Source organism: Pyrinomonas methylaliphatogenes, from assembly GCF_000820845.2.
GTDB classification, from domain to species: domain Bacteria; phylum Acidobacteriota; class Blastocatellia; order Pyrinomonadales; family Pyrinomonadaceae; genus Pyrinomonas; species Pyrinomonas methylaliphatogenes.
Window position 1 is genome coordinate 64,091 of record NZ_CBXV010000006.1, and the last position, 14,257, is coordinate 78,347.

Annotated in this window: 15 protein-coding genes; 4 read left to right on the forward strand and 11 right to left on the reverse strand. The window is 61.0% G+C overall.

From position 1 onward, the window contains the following. Nucleotides 1-70: 70 nt before the first annotated feature. Together tkt and rpiB are read left to right on the forward strand one after the other, a co-directional pair. Nucleotides 71-2,116 (forward strand): transketolase, encoded by a 2,046-nt coding sequence (gene tkt / locus PYK22_RS08590; protein WP_041976583.1) that lies wholly within the window; start codon nt 71-73, stop codon nt 2,114-2,116. Then, nucleotides 2,113-2,577 (forward strand): ribose 5-phosphate isomerase B, encoded by a 465-nt coding sequence (rpiB, locus tag PYK22_RS08595; RefSeq protein ID WP_041976219.1) that lies wholly within the window; start codon nt 2,113-2,115, stop codon nt 2,575-2,577. Before tkt ends, rpiB begins: the two co-directional genes overlap by 4 nt. A gap of 145 nt (nt 2,578-2,722) precedes the next feature. On the opposite strand, the gene trpC is transcribed toward rpiB, so the two are convergent. The 8 genes from trpC to PYK22_RS08635 all read right to left on the reverse strand — a co-directional run bounded on the left by trpC (nt 2,723) and on the right by PYK22_RS08635 (nt 11,514). Then, nucleotides 2,723-3,517: an indole-3-glycerol phosphate synthase TrpC gene (gene trpC, locus PYK22_RS08600; protein ID WP_041976222.1), complete on the reverse strand. Its 795-nt coding sequence runs from the start codon at nt 3,515-3,517 to the stop codon at nt 2,723-2,725. 114 nt (nt 3,518-3,631) lie between these two features. After that, nucleotides 3,632-4,735 (reverse strand): anthranilate phosphoribosyltransferase, encoded by a 1,104-nt coding sequence (trpD, locus tag PYK22_RS08605; protein ID WP_083437726.1) that lies wholly within the window; start codon nt 4,733-4,735, stop codon nt 3,632-3,634. 268 nt (nt 4,736-5,003) lie between these two features. Continuing rightward, the gene (locus PYK22_RS08610; RefSeq protein ID WP_041976587.1) at nt 5,004-5,567 is read right to left on the reverse strand and encodes an anthranilate synthase component II; all 564 of its coding nucleotides are present in this window, start codon (nt 5,565-5,567) and stop codon (nt 5,004-5,006) included. Between the two features lie 50 nt (nt 5,568-5,617). Next, the gene (locus tag PYK22_RS08615) at nt 5,618-6,463 is read right to left on the reverse strand and encodes an ankyrin repeat domain-containing protein (protein WP_060635494.1); all 846 of its coding nucleotides are present in this window, start codon (nt 6,461-6,463) and stop codon (nt 5,618-5,620) included. 137 nt (nt 6,464-6,600) lie between these two features. Next, complete coding sequence (locus PYK22_RS08620; RefSeq protein WP_041976223.1) at nt 6,601-8,106, reverse strand: anthranilate synthase component I family protein; 1,506 nt, start codon at nt 8,104-8,106, stop codon at nt 6,601-6,603. A gap of 199 nt (nt 8,107-8,305) precedes the next feature. Beyond that, nucleotides 8,306-9,028, reverse strand: a complete 723-nt coding sequence (hisA, locus tag PYK22_RS08625; protein WP_041976591.1) for a 1-(5-phosphoribosyl)-5-[(5-phosphoribosylamino)methylideneamino]imidazole-4-carboxamide isomerase — start codon at nt 9,026-9,028, stop codon at nt 8,306-8,308. Between the two features lie 54 nt (nt 9,029-9,082). Continuing rightward, nucleotides 9,083-9,583, reverse strand: a complete 501-nt coding sequence (locus tag PYK22_RS08630; RefSeq protein WP_041976225.1) for a tetratricopeptide repeat protein — start codon at nt 9,581-9,583, stop codon at nt 9,083-9,085. After that, entirely contained in the window at nt 9,583-11,514 is a 1,932-nt protein-coding gene (locus PYK22_RS08635) for a PEP/pyruvate-binding domain-containing protein (protein ID WP_041976227.1), read from the reverse strand. The genes PYK22_RS08630 and PYK22_RS08635 overlap by 1 nt, the downstream gene beginning before the upstream one ends. Before the next feature lie 142 nt (nt 11,515-11,656). Here PYK22_RS08635 and rsmG point away from each other — a divergent pair, with 142 nt between their 5' ends. Next, nucleotides 11,657-12,274: a 16S rRNA (guanine(527)-N(7))-methyltransferase RsmG gene (gene rsmG, locus PYK22_RS17550; RefSeq protein ID WP_157770772.1), complete on the forward strand. Its 618-nt coding sequence runs from the start codon at nt 11,657-11,659 to the stop codon at nt 12,272-12,274. Here rsmG and PYK22_RS08645 read toward each other — a convergent pair. The 3 genes from PYK22_RS08645 to PYK22_RS08655 all read right to left on the reverse strand — a co-directional run bounded on the left by PYK22_RS08645 (nt 12,271) and on the right by PYK22_RS08655 (nt 13,475). Then, nucleotides 12,271-12,534, reverse strand: coding sequence for a hypothetical protein (locus tag PYK22_RS08645; protein ID WP_162199821.1), 264 nt, complete (start codon nt 12,532-12,534; stop codon nt 12,271-12,273). The genes rsmG and PYK22_RS08645 overlap by 4 nt on opposite strands. 58 nt (nt 12,535-12,592) lie before the next feature. Then, nucleotides 12,593-12,838: a glutaredoxin family protein gene (locus PYK22_RS08650; protein WP_041976231.1), complete on the reverse strand. Its 246-nt coding sequence runs from the start codon at nt 12,836-12,838 to the stop codon at nt 12,593-12,595. A gap of 130 nt (nt 12,839-12,968) precedes the next feature. Then, nucleotides 12,969-13,475: a hypothetical protein gene (locus PYK22_RS08655; RefSeq protein WP_041976234.1), complete on the reverse strand. Its 507-nt coding sequence runs from the start codon at nt 13,473-13,475 to the stop codon at nt 12,969-12,971. A gap of 118 nt (nt 13,476-13,593) precedes the next feature. Between PYK22_RS08655 and PYK22_RS08660 the strand changes: the two genes are divergently transcribed. After that, a complete protein-coding gene (locus PYK22_RS08660) occupies nt 13,594-14,253 on the forward strand; it encodes a YceI family protein (protein WP_083437728.1) in 660 nt (219 codons plus the stop codon). Nucleotides 14,254-14,257: the final 4 nt, after the last annotated feature.

Below are 14,257 nucleotides of genomic sequence, written 5' to 3' on the forward strand. Positions count from 1 at the left end.
GATGATAAACTGTTCGAATCTATCGACTGAAATCTTACGCGAGACTTCATCTATCAGGAGAAAGTTCGAAGTGAGCACACAAGCTGTTAGCACGCAGACCGCGCTCGATCAGCTCTGCATCAACACGATCCGCACGCTGGCGCTCGACGCCGTCCAACAGGCCAAGTCCGGTCATCCCGGCTTGCCGATGGGCGCTGCGCCGATGGCTTATGTTCTGTGGACTCGTTTTCTTCGCCATAACCCGCGTAACCCGAAATGGGCCAATCGCGACCGTTTCTTGCTCTCGGCGGGGCACGGCTCGATGCTTCTTTATGCGCTCCTTTATCTAACCGGCTACGATCTTTCGCTCGATGAGATCAAACGCTTTCGTCAATGGGGATCGAAGACGCCGGGCCACCCCGAAAACGTCTTGACGCCCGGCGTTGAGATCACGACCGGACCGCTCGGTCAAGGATTCGCCAACGGCGTCGGCATGGCCATCGGGCAAGCGCACTTAGCCGCGCGGTTCAATCGCCCAGATTTTCCGTTGCTCGATCATTACATCTACGCCATCGTCTCCGACGGCGACCTGATGGAAGGCGTCGCGTCGGAAGCCGCGTCGCTGGCCGGACATTTGAAACTCGGCAAACTCATCTACCTTTACGACAACAATCGCGTGACGATTGACGGTTCGACCGATCTCGCTTTCACTGAAGACGTCGTCCGACGGTTTGACGCCTACGGTTGGCACACGCTGACGGTGGAAGACGGCAACGATCTGGACGCCATCGAACGCGCCATACGCGAAGCGCAAGCCGTAACCGATCGCCCGTCGCTCATCTCCGTTCACACGATCATCGGCTACGGGCTTCCGACGCAAGGGACGCATAAAGCCCATTCCGATCCGCCGGGCGAAGAGGCCGTGCGCGAAGCCAAACGCCGTCTCGGCTGGCCGGAAGACAAGATCTTCTACGTGCCGGAAGAGGCGCTGGCCCACTTTCGCAAGGCGGTCGAACGCGGCGCGCAACTAGAAGCCGAGTGGAATGCGCTCGTCCGCGATTACGAACGCGCTCATCCGGAGCTTGCGCGCGAATGGCGTCTCTTCATGAGCGGCGAGCTTCCAGAAGGGTGGGAACGGGCGCTGCCGAGCTTTGAGGACGCTAAACCGATGGCGACGCGACAGGCTTCAGGCGAAGTGATCAACGCGATCGCCCCAGCTCTTCCGATGCTCATCGGCGGATCGGCTGACTTGACCGGCTCGAACAACACCGAGATCAAATCGAGCCATGATTTTCAAGCCGGATCTTACGACGGGCGCAACATACATTTCGGCGTGCGCGAGCACGCGATGGGCGCCTGTCTAACCGGCATCAGCCTGAACGGCGGGCTGATCCCGTTCGGCGGAACGTTTCTCGTCTTCTCCGACTACATGAAAGCTTCGATCCGCCTCGCCGCCCTATCAGAGGTTCAAGTCATCTACGTCTTCACGCACGATTCGATCGGCTTAGGTGAAGACGGGCCGACGCATCAACCGGTCGAGCAACTCGCCGGATTGCGCGCTATTCCCCATCTTTACGTCATCCGCCCGGCTGATCCGCACGAGGTGCGCGAAGCGTGGCGCGTCGCCATCTTGCGCCGTCACGCGCCGACGGCGCTGGCGCTTTCGCGCCAGAAGGTGCCCGTCATAGATCGCAAGCGCTACGCCTCGGCGGAAGGATTGCGGCGCGGCGCTTATGTTCTGGCCGAGGCGGAAGATGGGCGCGGAGAAACGTCCATGCCTGATCTCATCTTGATTGCGACCGGCTCGGAAGTGCACCTTGCGCTTGAAGCGCGCGAGGCTTTGCAGAAGGATGGCATCAAGACGCGCGTCGTCTCATTCCCCTGTTGGGAGCTGTTCGAGGATCAGGACGAAACTTACCGCGACGAAGTCTTGCCGCCACAGGTCACAGCCCGTCTGGCGATCGAAGCGGGAGCGCGTTTGGGATGGGATCGCTACGTCGGACCGGCGGGAGACGTTCTAAGTTTGGACCGCTTCGGCGCCTCGGCTCCGGGCGAAGTAGCGCTGCGTGAACTCGGCTTCAATGTCGAAAACGTCGTCGCGCGCGCCCGCCGCGTGCTCGAAAGAGGGCAAAGATGAAGATCGCCGTTGGCGCCGATCATGCCGGAGTGCCGCTCAATGAGCGGATCATCGAAACGCTTCGGGCCGAAGGGCACGACATCGTGGATTTCGGCACGCACGATGCTTCGCAACCGGACGACTATCCCGACTACGCGCGCTTGGTCGGCGAAGCCGTGCGCAACGGTCAAGTTGAAATCGGCATACTCGTCTGCGGGAGCGGAGTCGGCGCGTGCGTTGCGGCGAATAAGCTGCGCGGCGTGCGCGCCGCTCTTTGCAGCGACACTTATTCAGCGCACCAATCGCGCGAACACGATGATTGCAACGTCCTGTGCCTCGGCGCGCGCGTCGTCGGCCCCGAACTAGCCCTTGAGATCGTCCGCGCTTTCGTCCACGCGCGTTTCACGGGCGAAGAGCGACATCTTCGCCGCCTGCGCAAAGTGGCAGATATCGAGCGGAACGAACGCGACGCGAGATCTTGATCTGCGGGGCCAAAGACGAGCTAATTTCTCCCGCTCACGCCGCCTCGCAGCAGGCAGAATCCTCCGCCGAAGCGGGCGTGGCGGCGGCGCATGCGCGCGTCGCCTCAAATCCGAAGATCATCAGCCGAAGAACGCGCGCTCTTCGTCACCTCTGCGCGCGACGCAACCTGCGCAACAGATCGGCGGGATCGGGAGCGCGCATGAGCGCCTCGCCGATGAGAAAAGCGCGATAACCCATCCGCGTCAAACTCTCGATCTCTCGCTCATCGCTCAGGCCGCTTTCGCTGACGAGCAGAACACCATCCCTTGCGCGCTGGGCCACCTCTTCAGAAGCACGGAGCGAGACCTCGAACGTGCGCAAGTTGCGGTTGTTCACGCCGATCACGCTGGCCCCACAGGCGTGAGCCCGGTTCAACTCTTCCACCGTGTGAACCTCGACCAGCGCGTCCATCCCCAGTCCCTCCGCGACGGAACGGAGGCGCGCGAGCGTCGCCTCATCCAACGCGGCGACGATCAAAAGCACGGCGTCAGCCCCGGCTGCTGCCGCCTCATAGATCTGAAACTCGTCGAAGATGAAATCTTTGCGCAGGATTGGAAGGTCAATCGCCGCACGCACGGCGCGTAGATCATCGAGCGAACCGCGAAAATGATCCTCTTCGGTCAGAACGGAGATTGCCGCCGCCCCACCTGCGGCGTATCGCCGCGCGAGCGTCGCCGGATCTATGTCGGCGTTGATCGTGCCTTTCGATGGCGAAGCGCGCTTTATCTCGGCGATGATGTTTATTCCCTCTTGCGCCAATGCGGCGCGAAAGCTGTGCGGCGTTCGCCGTCCCCTCTCATCTCGCGCGGCGCGCTCGATCATCTCGATGGAGATGGTCGAACGCGCGCGCTCGACCTTTCTTCTCTTCGTCTCGAGTATTCGACTCAATACGTCTGACACCGTTCTCCCCTTCCTCTCAGGGCTTCGCGCGTATGGCTCGCCACGCTATCGAACTTACTGAAAGATCCCGCCCCGGCTTTCGGGTCTGCCCCGCAAGCTCGCCCGGGAAGCCATTCACGCCGCCGGCACATTTTGCGTCGCGGCGACGAGCGACGTCAGCTTTTCAAGTGCCGCGCCCGAATCTATGCTCTGTTCGGCGAGGCGAGCGGCTTCGCGCAAGTTTTCGGCGCGACCGCCGACAAAGAGCGCGGCGGCGGCATTGGCGATGACGAGCGCGCGTGCGGCATCGCGTCTTCGCCCTTCGAGCACTTCGCGGATGATGCGCGCGTTCGTCTCAGCGTCACCTCCGCGCAAACGGTCGAGCGCGCTCGGCGAAAGGCCGAAATCCTCCGGCGCGATCTCGAAAGATCTCACTTGCCCGCCTTCCGCTTCCGCGACCACGGTTCTTTCGGCGAGCGTCACTTCATCGAGGCCGTCGCGCCCGTGCACGACCCAGGCTCGTTCCGTTCCCAACTGGGCCAGCGTGTGGGCGATCAACTGGACCAGCCCCGGATGCCAGACGCCGATGATCTGGCGCGGCGCGCCTGCCGGATTGGTCAATGGGCCGAGCAGATTGAACGTCGTGTGCACGCCGAGTTCGCGCCGCACGCTGACGACGCGCGCCGTCGCGCGATGGTAAAGCGGCGCGAACATGAAACAGATGCCGATCTCGTTCAAACACCGTTCGGAGATCTCCGGCGCGACGGAGACGTTCACGCCGAGCGCCGTGAGCACGTCGGCGCTGCCGGAGCGCGATGTCGCCGCGCGGCTCCCGTGCTTGGCGACCGGCAACCCGGCTCCGGCGATGACGAACGCCGCCGCCGTCGAGACGTTGAACGTCTTGGCGTAGCTCGATCCAGTTCCCGCCGTATCGATGAAGACGCGATGCTGCGACCGTATCTTGACAGCACGCGCCCGCATCGCTTCGGCCAATCCGGCCAGCTCTTCGACCGTTTCGCCTTTGACCGCCAAGGCGACGAGCGCCGCCGCGATCTGCGCATCGGTCGCATCTCCGGCGAGCAGCGCATCGAGAAGACTGGAAGCCTCTTGCCGCTGCAAACTCTCGCCGCGCATCAAACGCAGGAGCAGCGCTTTGATTCCGGTCGCCGGCGGCTCATCGCGTCTTTGCGGCGTCGGCAACAACCACGCTGGACGGCCAACGTTGCGTTCTTCGCTCATCTCTCCTCACCGATCTTGACGCTGGCGTTCTCTTCCCTGCGCTATTCCCTTCGCGCCCCACTCGCATCGCAGGCGACGATGAGAACTGGCCGCGTCTTCACGTCGCGTGTGAAGCGAATGCAGTAGCCTCTGAGCATATCGCAAGCGACGATGAGAATTTGCCGCATCTTCACTCGCAACCTTTGATCGAACGCGAGCGCTCTCAAGCATCAAAGCTTCAAGAAACTCCTAATGAATGCGAGCATCCACACACCACAGATCTCAAGCATCAAAGCTTCAAGAAATTCGCCAGCAGCCTTTTCCCTTCCGTCGTCAAGACGGATTCAGGGTGAAACTGCACGCCTTCGATCTTCATCTCGCGGTGGCGCAATCCCATGATGAGGCCATCGGACGTCGTCGCTGAAATCTCCAGACAGTCGGGCAGAGTCTCGCGCTCGACGATCAAAGAATGGTATCGCCCGGCTTGAAAGCCATAAGGCAAATCTTGAAAGATCGTCCGACCATCGTGAAAGATTTCGGAGGTCTTGCCATGAAGCGGTTCCGGCGCGCGCACGACGCGACCGCCGAAGACTTGCCCGATGGCTTGATGGCCCAAACAGACGCCCAAGATGGGAACGCGCCCGCCGAAGCGACGGATCACCTCGAGCGTGATGCCCGCCGTATCGGGCGTTCCCGGTCCGGGCGAAATCACGATCCGTTCGGGCGCCAGTTCCTCGATCTCATCGAGCGCGATTTCGTCGTTTCGCCTGACATGAAGATGCGCGCCGAGTTCGCCCAAATATTGCACGAGGTTGTAAGTGAACGAGTCGTAATTATCGATCACCAAAAGCATGACCGCTCCCCCATCTTCGTCAAGATCGTCTCGCGCGCGACGGACGATCCCTAATCGCGCATCTTGGCCGCGCGTCGGATCGCGCGCGCGATCTCTCCATGCCCGCCCTGAGTGGCCCACCAAATGGCGTCTTTGCCACGCCAATCGCGCAGACGCGGATCCGCGCCGCGCTCCAGAAGAAGTTCGACAACGTGCGCATGCCCCTTCGCCGCGGCGATCATGAGCGCCGTTCCTCTCACTGCATTCTGCGCGTTGACATCCGCCCCTTCGTCCAGAAGCGCCTCAACCACTCGCGCGTTGCCGAGCGAGGCCGCCCATTGGAGCGCAGTCAACCCATCTCCATCGCGCGCATCGACCTGCGCGCCCCGTTCCAACAGAAACTTTAACAACTCATCATCGCCACTCCACGAAGCGTACATCAAGGCGGTCGCCCCGTTGACCGGCGCATGCGCATTCACAGCCGCTCCGCCATCGAGCAGCGCTTCGACCATCTTACGCTTGCCGTCGCGCGCGGCGAGCATCAGCGGCGTTACGCCTTTGCAGTTCGGCCCATTCACGTCGCTCCCGCCTTTGATGAGAGCGCGCGCGACTTCGACCGATCCCTCTCTGACGGCAATGCACAATGCCGCTTCGCCGCGTTCATCGCGCGCGTTCGGATCCATCCCCGCAATCAAAAAGAGCTTCACCAAACCCGGTTTCCCATCGCGCACCGTCAGGATGAATTCACGTTCGTTGAACTCCAGACCACGCAAAGCCAGTTCCCGCCGCGCCGTTTCAGGACTCGGTTTAAATCGCGCCCGATCGACGCAGGCCATCATCGAAAGGGCGAGCGCCGTTGCGACCGCCAATCGCAGCAGCGATGCGCAAAGCGATCGGGACGTGTGCGCCAATCTCATCAGCCCTCATCGAACTTTCCGTGCATGCAAGCGTGGATGCGATCAAACACTCGCGCGTGCGCCAATCTCATCAGCCCTCACCGAACTTTCTGTCACTCCTCGCTCAGTTTCTCGCGCTTTCGGTCGCACCGGACCTTCTACAATCCCTGTTCAGCCCATTCGATGGCGCGCAGCAACGCGCTCGCCTTGTTGACCGACTCTTCGTACTCGCGTTCGGGCACGGAATCGGCGACGATACCGGCTCCGGCCTGCACCTCGGCGCGCCCGTCCCGTAGATGCATCGTGCGAATGGCGATGCAGGAATCGAGGTTATCGGCATAGTCGGCATAGAAGACCGTGCCCGCGTAGATGCCGCGCCGATCGGGTTCGAGCTCGCGTATGATCTGCATGGCGCGCACTTTGGGAGCGCCCGTGACGGTCCCCGCCGGAAAGCACGAGGCGAGCGCGTCGAACCGGTCCAGATCATCGCGCAGACGGGCGCGAAGCCCTGTGACCAGATGTTGTACGTGCGAGTATTTTTCGATCGTCATCAGATCGGTTATCTCGACCGAACCGAAATCGGCGACGCGCCCGAGATCGTTGCGCCCGAGATCGACGAGCATCATATGCTCGGCGACCTCTTTTTCGTCGGCGCGCATCTCTTCGCCGAGCAGCCAATCTTCCGTTTCGGTCGCGCCGCGCTTGCGCGTGCCGGCGATGGGCCGGTAATCGAGCCGCTGCCCGCGACAGCGGACGAGCATCTCGGGCGACGCGCCGACCACCGCTTCGCGATCGAAGCGCAGGAAGAACATGTAAGGCGATGGATTGAGCACGCGCAAGGCGCGATATATCTCGACGGGGTCAGCTACGACATCGACCATGAAGCGTTGCGACAGGACGACCTGATAACAATCTCCGGCGTAGATGTACTCGCGGGCGCGCTGGACCGCTTGCTGAAAACCCTCGCGCGTCCAGTTCGATTGTAATCGCAGCGGATCAGCAGCGCGCCCGGGCCCTTTCCGCGCCGACTTTGGCGGCAGATTCTCGCCCAACTTCCGCTCCATCCGCTCGGTCTCCGCCACCGCCTCCTCGTAGAGTTCGCGCAACCTTCGACGGTCGCCTCCGGCTTCATCCGTGAAGACGACCGTTGTGATGACGATCTGCTGACGCACGCGGTCGAAGGCGAGCACCGTGCGATAGAACATCAGCGCGGCGTCATCCGTCTCTGGATCTTCACCGCTATCGAGCACGGGTTCGAACCAGCGCGCGGCATCATAGGCGAGAAACCCAACGGCTCCGCCCGCAAACGGTGCCAGTCCGCTCCTTCGCGCGAGCCTTTTGGCGCGAAAGTAGTCGCGCAAGAAATCCACGACGCGCACGCCCTCGAACCTCTCCGTCCCCTCGGCGCGCTCGATGATGGTCGCGTTCCCACGCCCGCGCACGATCATCTCGGGATGCGCGCCGAGAAACGAATAGCGCGCGATGCGCTCGCCCCCTTCGACCGATTCGAGCAGGAAAGCATGGCGTGCGTCAGCAGCGATGCGCAGGAAAGCGCTCACCGGCGTCTGCAGATCGGCGAGCACGGTGCGGACGACCGGCACGACGTTTCCACGCTCAGCTTCTTGTAAGAACTCTTCGAAAGATGCCGGTTGAATCGTGTACATGCTCATCAGATATGACGAAACTACTGGCCTCTACCACCGCATGCCTTCGCGGAAGATGACCGCTGAACCTTTACGCGGATTGCGCGTCAAAAAGTCTAGTCGATTAGCCTGGCGAAGGCGGGACGCCACGCCGGAATGGGACGACAGAGAGGTGAAGTCAGGACGTTCATGCGATGAATTTTAACCATAAAGCTCATCTTCAGGCAATACGTAACGCCTCCTGCAGCGTGAATCGCCCCTCGTAAAGCGCCTTCCCGACGATGACGCTATCGATGCCACACGAGCGCGCAGCTTTTAATCGCCGGATGTCATCGAGGGATGAGACTCCGCCTGAAGCCGTCACTTTCAAACCCGATTCGCGGGCGATGGCGCAAGTCTGTTCGACGTTGACGCCTGTCAGCGTCCCATCCCGCGTCACGTCCGTGTAGACGATGCGATCGACGCCCGCATCTGCGACGCGCTGCGCAAGTTCGATAGCAGAGATCTTCTCCTCCTTCTCCCAACCGTGCGTGACCACCTGACCGTTGCGTGCATCTATGCCGACGGCGATGCGGAAGCCGAAAAGCTGCACGAACAGTTCGAGCGTTTCGGGAGATTCCGCCGCGAGCGTGCCGATGACGACTTGCGCCGCGCCATATTCGATCATCTGTTGCACATCATGTACGGAACGAAGCCCGCCGCCGAACTGGACCGGTATTTCGACCGCTCGAATGATGCGCCGCACCACCTTTCGATTGATCGAATTCGGCCCCTCGAAAGCGCCGTCGAGATCGACGACGTGGATCATGCGCGCGCCCGCATCCTCGAAACTCTTTGCGACGTCGACCGGATCGGCATCGTAAACTTTGACATCCGACCGTCGCCCTTGCGTCAAACGCACACAGCGACCCTCCTTCAGATCTATTGCCGGGATGACCAACATCTCCATCTCACGCCATGAGCATCGCCGCAGGCGATAACGCGGCGACAGTTCCGCTTACCTCCTTTCTTTCCGGTGCTCCTTTTGATTCGGTGTCGCGCTATCATCGCCGACCATCACATCCGGCGTGATCGGCAGTTGCTCCGGCACATCGCCCTCGCGGGCCGCGGCGCCGCGCTCCTGTTGCAACTGGTCCATGACGGAAACGACCGCACGCTGCGCGTCTCCGTTATCTGGGTCATAACGCAGAGCGGTGCTGTAGTCTTTGAGCGCCTCGCGCAACTGCCCAGCCTCGCGCCGCGCATTGGCGCGGGCCAGATAGGCGCGCGAAAGCGCTAATCTTATATCATCATCGCCGGGATTGATAGTCGCCTCTTTCTCCAGCCTCTCGATCTCGGCATCGAACTGTGCCGCATCGCCCCTCTGATTCGCGTTCTGCGCGAACGCGGCGTTGCCGTTTACGACCTGCGCCGCACGCTGCCGCTCGCTCGCACACGAGCAAAGAGCGAGCAGCATGGCGCAGAACACCGCAACTTGTCGTCTGCTTTTATCTCCCATCACGAACCTCCGCGACCAGCGATGTAGGGGCGCGATTGCACGATGTAGAGCTGTCCGCGCATATAGACCCATTCAACGTCCTGATCGCGCCCGCCGAAGACCTTTTTGAGCGCAAGGCCGACGCGCGCCAGCCGCCGCGCCATCTCATCAGTCAAGACCGCGCGATCGCCTGTGATGGGGACCTCTTTGACCCCACCCCGCTCATCGAAAGTCAAAAGGCTATCCTCCGCCGAGCGCGTCAGCACTTGCACCGTGTCGCTCGCCGGACGGTAGATCACCTGTTCGGCGATCTTTTGCCCCTCGACCACCTTGATGCCGAGCCCGCGTTTGGCGCTGATGTAAACGGCATCGTGATTCTCTTCGTTGAACGGATCGGTGGTGATCATCACGCCAGCGCTATCGGCGTTGATCCCCTCTTGAATGAGGACGGCCATGAAAACCTTCGTGTGATCAATTCCGGCGCGTTCGCGCGCTTCATACGCTTCGAAGTTCCAAACCGATCCCCAGACCGTCTTGATCGCCTCGATCAATTGCCCATCCGTGCGCACGTTCGGCACGGTGGTGTAGAGCCCCGCGCCGTTGAAATTGGGCAGATCCTCCGAATTGGTCGAACTGCGAACGAAGACGCCTCGGCCCCGGAATTCGCGATGGAAGCGCGCCAGAACCATCGCGCGCAGCCGATCGTTCATGCGCCCGCGCTGGAACTTCTCGCGCAAGGCCGCCAGTTGCTCGCGCCTGTAAGCCGGATCGTGGACGAAACGTTGATCGTTCAAAAGCTCGTAGATCGCCTCATCGAGGCCATTTTCGCGCACGAACTGGTCGTAGTAGAAGAACGGGATTGTAAATCCACGCGGCACGATGACGCCGGCCAATCGCGCGCGCATCACTTCGCCGAGATTGGCCGATTTGGCGCCATAGGCGACCACGTCGCGCGCCCGCTGTTCGCTCAGGCTCGCCAACCGCCGCACTGAAAGATCATAACGCGGCGTCATGATGTCGAGCCGCGCCTTCAGCCTTTTTTGATACTCATCGAGCTGTTTGAGATCGGCCCGCTTGATCGCATACGAATCCGGCTTCGTCTCAAACGTCACCCACCAGCCATCGTACTCTTTCAAAACCTCGGTCGCGTTCTTGATGTAAGCGTTCGGCACGCCCCACGATTTAGCGAGCAGGTTGATGTGCGATAGCGGCGTCGAAGGTTGTGAAGTGATGATGCCAGCGACGGGCGGAAGGTGAAGCGGCACTTCGTCGAGCACGACGATCTCATTGAAGTGAATATCCGTGTGCTCGTCGAGTCTCTTGATGATGTGTATGCGTCCGATGCCGCGCGCGACGTTGAGCGGCTGGTACTCCTGTTCGCGCAAGATCTCCGACGGAAGGACGATCTCCAATCCGCCAACCCTCGCGGCTTCTCGCTCTTGATGGGTCGAATTCGGTTTGAAAGCGATGGGCGCGAAGAAGGTTTGGCGAAGCTTCTCCGCCGTCAAGGAGATCAGATCCGCCGTGATCCGATCTCCTTCCCAAAACTCAAAGGTCCACTTTCCGACCGGCGCCTGATAGGCGATGGTGCCGAGGATGAATCGCCGGTTCGGTTTCAAATAGTTGTTGTCGAAGAACTCCTGCCCGCGTTCGAGCGAAAGATAGGTGCCATTGACGAAATCGCGATGGAAGCGGTAGCGTTTCGAGTTGATGTAGTAGATGCGATCGCCGTCTTGTCGGTCGATGACGAAAAGGACGTGTGGAAGCGGCACGTTCGCGTCCGTGTACACGCGCGCCAGCGCATCGAATTCGGCCCGCGAGCGTATCGCGGGGAGCGAACGCGGCTCAACCTGCGCTCCATTCTGCGCGCCGAGGACGGCGCACCCGCCGCCTCTCGAAAGGAGAAGCGCAAGCCCGATCAGCGCAACCGACGCTTTCCGAACGCTATCCATAACCTTTCAATTGACCGATCCTTTACCATCGGCTTCGAACGTTACGATCCGAATCTTAGCGTTTGCCGAAGCGAGCAGCGCAGAGTTCCCACCGGACTTAAAAAGCGGTAGAGTTTTAACCGATCGCCGGATGAAAGAGAAGATGACCGCAGAGACCGATGAGTTCGCTCGCGCCCTCATCGAAGGGGCGGCGGACTTCAACGTTCGTTTGACTCCGGACCAGATAGCCAGGCTGCGCAAGTACCATCAGCTATTGACCGTTTGGAACGCCCGTCTTCATCTAACCGGCCCATGCTCGCCAGCGGAATTTGCCACACGCCATGTCCTCGAATCGCTCTTCGCCAGCGAGCACCTTCCCGCAGGCGCGCGCGTCGCCGACGTCGGATCTGGCGCCGGGCTTCCCATCATCCCGTGCTTGATTGCGCGCTCCGATCTGAGCGCGAAGCTCATCGAAGCTTCGCGCAAGAAGGCGATCTTCCTGCGCGAGGCTTTGCGCGCCACAAGGATCGAAAAAGCCGAAGTCATCGCCGAACGCTTCGAATCGCTGCCGACGCCCGAAGTCGATGTCATAACCTGCCGCGCGCTCGAACGCTTCGGCGAGATGCTGCCGCAGCTTATCGCTTGGGCGCCGCCCGGCAGCACCTTGCTGCTTTTCGGTGGGCCGGAACTTAGCGCGCGACTCAGCGCGCTCGGCATAGAGCATGAAGCGGTTCCGTTGCCGCGCGCCAAGCGCCGCTTGTTGCTCGTCGCGCGCCGTTAACTCGCCGACGCGCCCATCCCGCGCGACCGATGCTCCTTGTCACGGATCAGATCGCCACTGAAAATCTCGATCACACCTTTGATCGTGCCGACAACCGGCGTCGCGTCCAATCCGACATGGACCAGTCCGCGCAACAACCCTTTCTTCTTTATCTCGTGACCGGCCAATCCGAGCGCCACCGCCGTCCCGACGAGCGGGATCGGCCTGATCAGACGCTTGGCCAATCGCCACCCCACCGCACGTACCACTCTGCGCGTCACGCTCGCCCCCATAATCTCCCGAAATCCCGTCTTGCCATGCTCGAGACGCTCGCCGCCGTCATGAATTCAATCCGAGTTCCGCGCGCAAACGCCGTTCGTCGTAAGGCGAAAGAGCGAACGCGCGCCCGTCGATCTCAAAGGTCGGCACCTTCCGTTTGCCGCCGTTGATCTTCATCACATACTCGGCTGCGCTCTCTTTCTCTTCGATGTCGATCTCTTCGTATTCGATACCTCGCTCCTTCAAAAAACGCTTGGCGTTGTGACAATCACCGCACCAGCGCGTCGTGTAGATCCTAACCCTCATCTCACCATCAACCGCTCCACTTATCAACGATCTTCGGAAGAAAATCCCCGCGCTATTTTAACCAAGCGCGGGCGATCGCGGCTAGAGCCATGCAGATGACGACGGGCATCTGAGTCAAACCGGTTGTGACTTATGGACCATGAAGCGCAACGTCGGCCCGATCCAATCTTTCACGCGCGCGCCGCAGGAAAGTCCCCATGATTTCGCGCAAACGACTTTGCATCTCGGCGCTGATCCTGTCAGCGCCGAGCACCCCCGCCAACCTGTGCAACTCGGAGGCGCGCGCGCGTCGCAGCTCGATCTGTTGAACGATGCGCACCGATGTCCGCCCGCCCTTTCTTTCGAAAGCGAGCGCGTAACGCAGGAGATTGCGTTGCTCGCCTATTACGGGCACCCATTCGATCAAACATTCTTCGTCCTCGACTCGGCGCACCTTAAACCCCATGCTCATCCGCCCGAGCCAAGGCACTTCGGCTTGGATCAGCCAACGGCGCGTGCCGTCGGCGTTGACGACGATCTCCTGAACGTTCGGCATCAGATCGATGAACGTGCGCGGTTCATCGAAGAAGGCGCGCGCATGCGCCAGTTCTGCCCTCGTTTCCAGATGCCCGCTGAAACTGGCCCCGACGCGAAACATTCAACGCCCCTTTCGAATCTCCCCGCCTTCGCTGAAGACATCTAGCGGCGTGATTCGGTAGACATCGAGATGAGATTTGAGCGCATCGAAATCTGCGAAGCCGCCGAGAGGAGCCACCATGTCACGGAAAACATGCCATCTTCTAATCATCGCCCTTCTTATCCTTCAGATATCCGCCTCCTCTCGCCCCGCAAGTCGTCGCGCTCCGCTGCCGAGCGAAGCTGCGGTTCACTATCGCGTAGACGCACGGCGAAGTCAATTGATCGTGCGCGCGTTCGTCGGCGGACTCCTTTCTCCCTTCGGCCACAACCACACCATCGCCGCGCGCGATCTTTCAGGCGACGTGCAGATCGCCGATCCGGAGAGTTTGCGCGGCGCGTCGCTCACCATCGTTGTGCGCGCGGCTTCGCTTACAGTCATCGACAAGGTGAGCGAAAGCGATCGGCGCCAGATCGAGCAGACGATGCGCACCGAAGTGCTCGAGACCTCAAAATATCCCGAGATCGTCTTTCACAGCACCGAAGTGCAAGCGCAAAAGGTCGGCGATGGCCAGTATCGCATAAGGATCGCGGGCGATCTCTCCTTGCACGGTGTGACGCGCCCGCTCGTCATCAACGCGCTCGCCTCGTTTGACGGCGAGACTTTGCATGCGCGTGGGGAGTTCACTTTACGCCAATCCGACTACAAGATCACCCCTCCCTCGCTCGGTCTCGGCACGATCCGCGTCAAAGATGAACTGAAGCTCTCGTTCGATATCACCGCCACGCGCGCTGGCTGAAAGC

Bases quoted from the DNA above. Each gene is read 5' to 3' on its own strand.
- PYK22_RS08660 (WP_083437728.1), top strand. From the start codon at position 13,594: ATGTCACGGAAAACATGCCATCTTCTAATCATCGCCCTTCTTATCCTT.
- PYK22_RS08610 (WP_041976587.1), bottom strand. From the start codon at position 5,567: ATGCTTTTGGTGATCGATAATTACGACTCGTTCACTTACAACCTCGTG.
- PYK22_RS08620 (WP_041976223.1), bottom strand. From the start codon at position 8,106: ATGTACACGATTCAACCGGCATCTTTCGAAGAGTTCTTACAAGAAGCT.
- PYK22_RS08655 (WP_041976234.1), bottom strand. From the start codon at position 13,475: ATGTTTCGCGTCGGGGCCAGTTTCAGCGGGCATCTGGAAACGAGGGCA.
- trpD (WP_083437726.1), bottom strand. From the start codon at position 4,735: ATGAGCGAAGAACGCAACGTTGGCCGTCCAGCGTGGTTGTTGCCGACG.
- PYK22_RS08615 (WP_060635494.1), bottom strand. From the start codon at position 6,463: ATGAGATTGGCGCACACGTCCCGATCGCTTTGCGCATCGCTGCTGCGA.
- PYK22_RS08635 (WP_041976227.1), bottom strand. From the start codon at position 11,514: ATGGATAGCGTTCGGAAAGCGTCGGTTGCGCTGATCGGGCTTGCGCTT.
- rsmG (WP_157770772.1), top strand. From the start codon at position 11,657: ATGACCGCAGAGACCGATGAGTTCGCTCGCGCCCTCATCGAAGGGGCG.
- PYK22_RS08650 (WP_041976231.1), bottom strand. From the start codon at position 12,838: ATGAGGGTTAGGATCTACACGACGCGCTGGTGCGGTGATTGTCACAAC.
- rpiB (WP_041976219.1), top strand. From the start codon at position 2,113: ATGAAGATCGCCGTTGGCGCCGATCATGCCGGAGTGCCGCTCAATGAG.
- hisA (WP_041976591.1), bottom strand. From the start codon at position 9,028: ATGTTGGTCATCCCGGCAATAGATCTGAAGGAGGGTCGCTGTGTGCGT.
- PYK22_RS08630 (WP_041976225.1), bottom strand. From the start codon at position 9,583: ATGGGAGATAAAAGCAGACGACAAGTTGCGGTGTTCTGCGCCATGCTG.